The sequence below is a fragment of the Synechocystis sp. LEGE 06083 genome, from assembly GCF_015207725.1.
In the GTDB taxonomy this organism is placed as follows: domain Bacteria; phylum Cyanobacteriota; class Cyanobacteriia; order Cyanobacteriales; family Microcystaceae; genus Synechocystis; species Synechocystis salina.
In genome coordinates, this window is sequence record NZ_JADEWJ010000331.1 from 1 (window position 1) to 3,764 (window position 3,764).

At 51.1% G+C, this 3,764-nt stretch carries 3 protein-coding genes and 1 pseudogene; all 4 read left to right on the top strand.

Translation table 11 applies throughout. From position 1 onward, the window contains the following. Positions 1 to 353 (top strand): annotated as a pseudogene (locus tag IQ219_RS17905) (F0F1 ATP synthase subunit B); the annotation flags it as partial. Beyond that, positions 353 to 910 (top strand): ATP synthase F1 subunit delta, encoded by a 558-nt coding sequence (gene atpH / locus IQ219_RS17910; protein WP_194073505.1) that lies wholly within the window; start codon positions 353 to 355, stop codon positions 908 to 910. The pseudogene IQ219_RS17905 and the gene atpH, both read left to right, overlap by 1 nt. A gap of 62 nt (positions 911 to 972) precedes the next feature. Then, complete coding sequence (atpA, locus tag IQ219_RS17915) at positions 973 to 2,484, top strand: F0F1 ATP synthase subunit alpha (RefSeq protein WP_190598593.1); 1,512 nt, start codon at positions 973 to 975, stop codon at positions 2,482 to 2,484. Positions 2,485 to 2,615: 131 nt separating this feature from the next. Continuing rightward, on the top strand, positions 2,616 to 3,560 hold the full coding sequence (locus IQ219_RS17920; protein ID WP_194073506.1) for a F0F1 ATP synthase subunit gamma: 945 nt from the start codon (positions 2,616 to 2,618) through the stop codon (positions 3,558 to 3,560). The last annotated feature ends 204 nt before the right edge of the window (positions 3,561 to 3,764 follow it).

A 3,764-nucleotide genomic window follows, 5' to 3' on the forward strand; every position in this document is an offset into this window, starting at 1 on the left:
CCATTGAAGAGGCTGAAACTCGCCAACGCAAATCTGCCCAGATTTTAGCGGAGGAAGAGAAAAAATTGGCCCAAGCTAAGGCCGAGGCCGCCCGCATTGTCCAGGACGCGGGTCAAAGGGCAGAGGTGGCTAAACAAGAAATTGCAGCCCAGACGGAAACCGACCTACGCCGGATGCAAGAAACAGCGGCCCAGGATTTGGGTGCCGAGCAGGACCGGGTCATTGCGGAATTAAAGCGCCGCATCGCTGAACAGGCAGTGGCCAAGGCCGAAGCTGACCTGCGCGATCGCCTCAATGAGGATACCCAGGATCGGTTAATCGAACGCAGTATTGCCCAATTGGGAGGTCGTTAATGAAAAGTTCTATGTACAGCAGTAAAATCGCTGAACCCTATGCCCAGGCATTGATGGGACTGGCCCAACAGCAAAACCTTACGGAGGCTTTTGGTGAAGACCTGCGCTCCATTTTGGCTCTACTGAAGGAATCTCCGGATTTAGCCGCCGCCCTTTCTAGCCCGGTGGTCAAGGACGAAGATAAAAAATCTGTGCTGCGTTCTGTGATGGGAGAAGGGGGCAATGGCTACCTGATCAACTTCTTGATGTTGTTGGTGGATAAACGCCGGATCATTTTCCTCGAAGCCATTTGCGAGCAATACCTGGTCCTGTTGCGACAGTTCACCAATACGGTGTTAGCCGAAGTGACCTCCGCCCTCAAGCTCACCGATGCCCAAAAGGATCAGGTGAAAGAGAAAGTTAAACAACTTACCGGGGCCCAGTCGGTGGAATTGGTAACCAAAATCGATGGAGATATTCTGGGGGGCATTGTCATCAAAGTCGGTTCCCAGGTGTTCGATTCCAGTTTACGAGGTCAACTCCGCCGGGTTGGTCTGAGTCTCGGGACCACCCTCTAGCTAGTTAATTTCCGTCGCCCAGCGACGCTTTATATTCACTTTTTCAACGGAAAATTAAGACTATGGTAAGCATTAGACCCGACGAGATTAGCAGTATCATCCGCCAGCAAATCGAGTCCTATGATCAGAGTGTGCAGGTGTCCAATGTGGGCACAGTGCTCCAGGTAGGGGATGGTACCGCCCGGATTTATGGTCTGGAACAGGTAATGTCCCAGGAGTTACTGGAGTTTGAAGACGGCACCATTGGTATTGCCCTCAACCTGGAAGAAGATAACGTCGGTGCAGTGTTAATGGGAGATGGCATCAATATTCAAGAAGGCAGTACCGTTAAAACCACCGGCCAGATTGCCCAAATTCCCGTAGGGGATGCCATGGTGGGTCGGGTTGTGGATTCCCTCGGTCGTCCCATCGACGGTAAGGGTCCCATTACTTCCTCTGCTACCCGTTTGTTGGAATCTCCGGCCCCTGGGATTATTGAACGGAAATCCGTTTGTGAGCCCATGCAAACCGGCATTACCGCCATCGACGCCATGATTCCCATTGGTCGGGGTCAGCGGGAATTGATCATTGGGGACCGTAAAACCGGTAAAACGGCGATCGCCATTGACACCATCATTAACCAGAAGTCCGAAGACGTGGTTTGCGTTTACGTGGCGATCGGTCAAAAGGCTTCCACCGTAGCCCAAATCATCGATACCCTGACCGACAAAGGGGCCATGGACTACACCATTGTGGTAGCCGCTAATGCCAACGACCCCGCCACTCTGCAATATTTGGCCCCCTACACCGGTGCCACCTTGGCGGAACACTTCATGTATCAAGGCAAGAGCACCTTGGTAATCTATGACGATTTGACCAAACAAGCCCAGGCTTACCGGCAAATGTCCCTGTTGATGCGTCGTCCTCCCGGTCGGGAAGCTTACCCCGGTGACGTTTTCTACATCCACTCCCGTTTGTTGGAGCGGGCCGCTAAATTGAGTGATGCCCTCGGTGGTGGCAGCATGACCGCCCTGCCCGTGATTGAAACCCAAGCCGGGGACGTATCTGCTTATATTCCCACCAACGTAATTTCCATTACCGACGGTCAAATTTTCCTTTCCACCGACCTGTTCAACGCTGGTTTCCGTCCTGCCATTAATGCTGGTATTTCGGTAAGTCGGGTAGGTTCCGCCGCCCAAACCAAAGCCATGAAAAAAGTGGCTGGTAAATTGAAACTAGAATTGGCCCAGTTTGCTGAACTAGAAGCCTTTTCCCAATTTGCTTCTGATTTGGATGCCGCCACCCAAGCCCAATTGGCCCGGGGTCAACGGTTACGCCAACTGCTGAAACAGCCGGAAAATTCTCCCTTGTCCGTGTGGGAACAGGTGGCCATCAGCTACGCTGGTTTGAATGGTTACATTGACACCATCCCCGTGGAAAAAGTGACGGAATTTGCCCAAGGTCTGCGGGATTACCTCAAGGCCAACAAAGCCAAGTACGTGGAAATTATCGGTAGCCAAAAAGCTCTCACCGAAGAAGCGGAAACTTTGTTGAAAGAAGGGATTAAAGAATTCACCCAAGGTTTTGCCGCCTAATCAATGCCCAAGTCGGTGAGTTGGGGGGAAGGGTCTGGGCCGAGCTCGACTTTTCCCCACCCCTGATTTTAGGGATCCACATTTAGGCTCCAGAACAATTAAAAAGATAAATTTAACGGGTGTAACGTCCTATGCCTAACCTCAAAGCGATTCGTGACCGGATTCAGTCGGTCAAAAATACCAAAAAAATTACTGAAGCCATGCGCCTAGTGGCGGCCGCCAAAGTACGTCGAGCCCAGGAACAGGTACTTTCCACCAGGCCCTTTGCCGATGCCCTCGCCCAGGTGCTATACAATCTGCAAAACCGTCTTTCCTTTGCAGAAACAGAATTACCCTTATTTGAACAGCGGGAACCTAAAGCGGTGGCCCTCCTGGTGGTCACTGGCGATCGAGGCTTGTGCGGTGGTTATAACGTCAACGCCATTAAGCGAGCAGAGCAACGGGCCAAGGAATTAAAAAGCCAAGGCATTGCAGTCAAACTAGTGTTGGTGGGCAGTAAGGCCAAACAATATTTCGGCCGGCGGGATTACGATGTGGCCGCCAGCTACGCCAACTTAGAACAAATTCCCAACGCTTCCGAAGCGGCTCAAATTGCCGATTCTCTGGTGGCTTTGTTTGTTTCCGAGGCAGTGGATCGGGTGGAGTTGATTTACACTCGGTTTGTTTCTTTGATTAGCTCCCAACCTGTGGTCCAAACCCTGTTTCCCCTCTCTCCCCAGGGATTGGAAGCCCCCGATGATGAAATTTTCCGGCTGATTACCAGGGGCGGTAAATTCCAGGTGGAAAGGGAAAAACTAGAATCTCCGGTGGAGAGTTTTCCCCAGGATATGATTTTTGAGCAAGATCCGGTGCAAATTCTCGAGGCTTTGTTGCCTCTTTACAATACCAACCAATTACTGCGGGCTCTGCAGGAATCGGCGGCCAGTGAGTTGGCGGCTCGGATGACGGCCATGAGTAATGCCAGTGACAATGCTGGACAGTTAATTGGCAGTTTGACCCTGTCCTATAACAAGGCTCGTCAGGCGGCCATTACCCAGGAATTGTTGGAGGTGGTAGCTGGGGCTAATTCCCTCTAACCCATTTAGTGATCTTTTTACACGGCTCCTGCCCTTCGGGGTGGGAGTTTTTCTGTTTCAAGGTCTTGGTTTCCCTCTATCCCTCTTCCATCAATCTAGGCAGATGAATGGCAGAATATGTCCCATGAATTGACCAAATATCTTAATCGATCTAGCTCATTAACTTTATTAAAAAGCTTGGTCAACTCATCTAAAACATGGGTA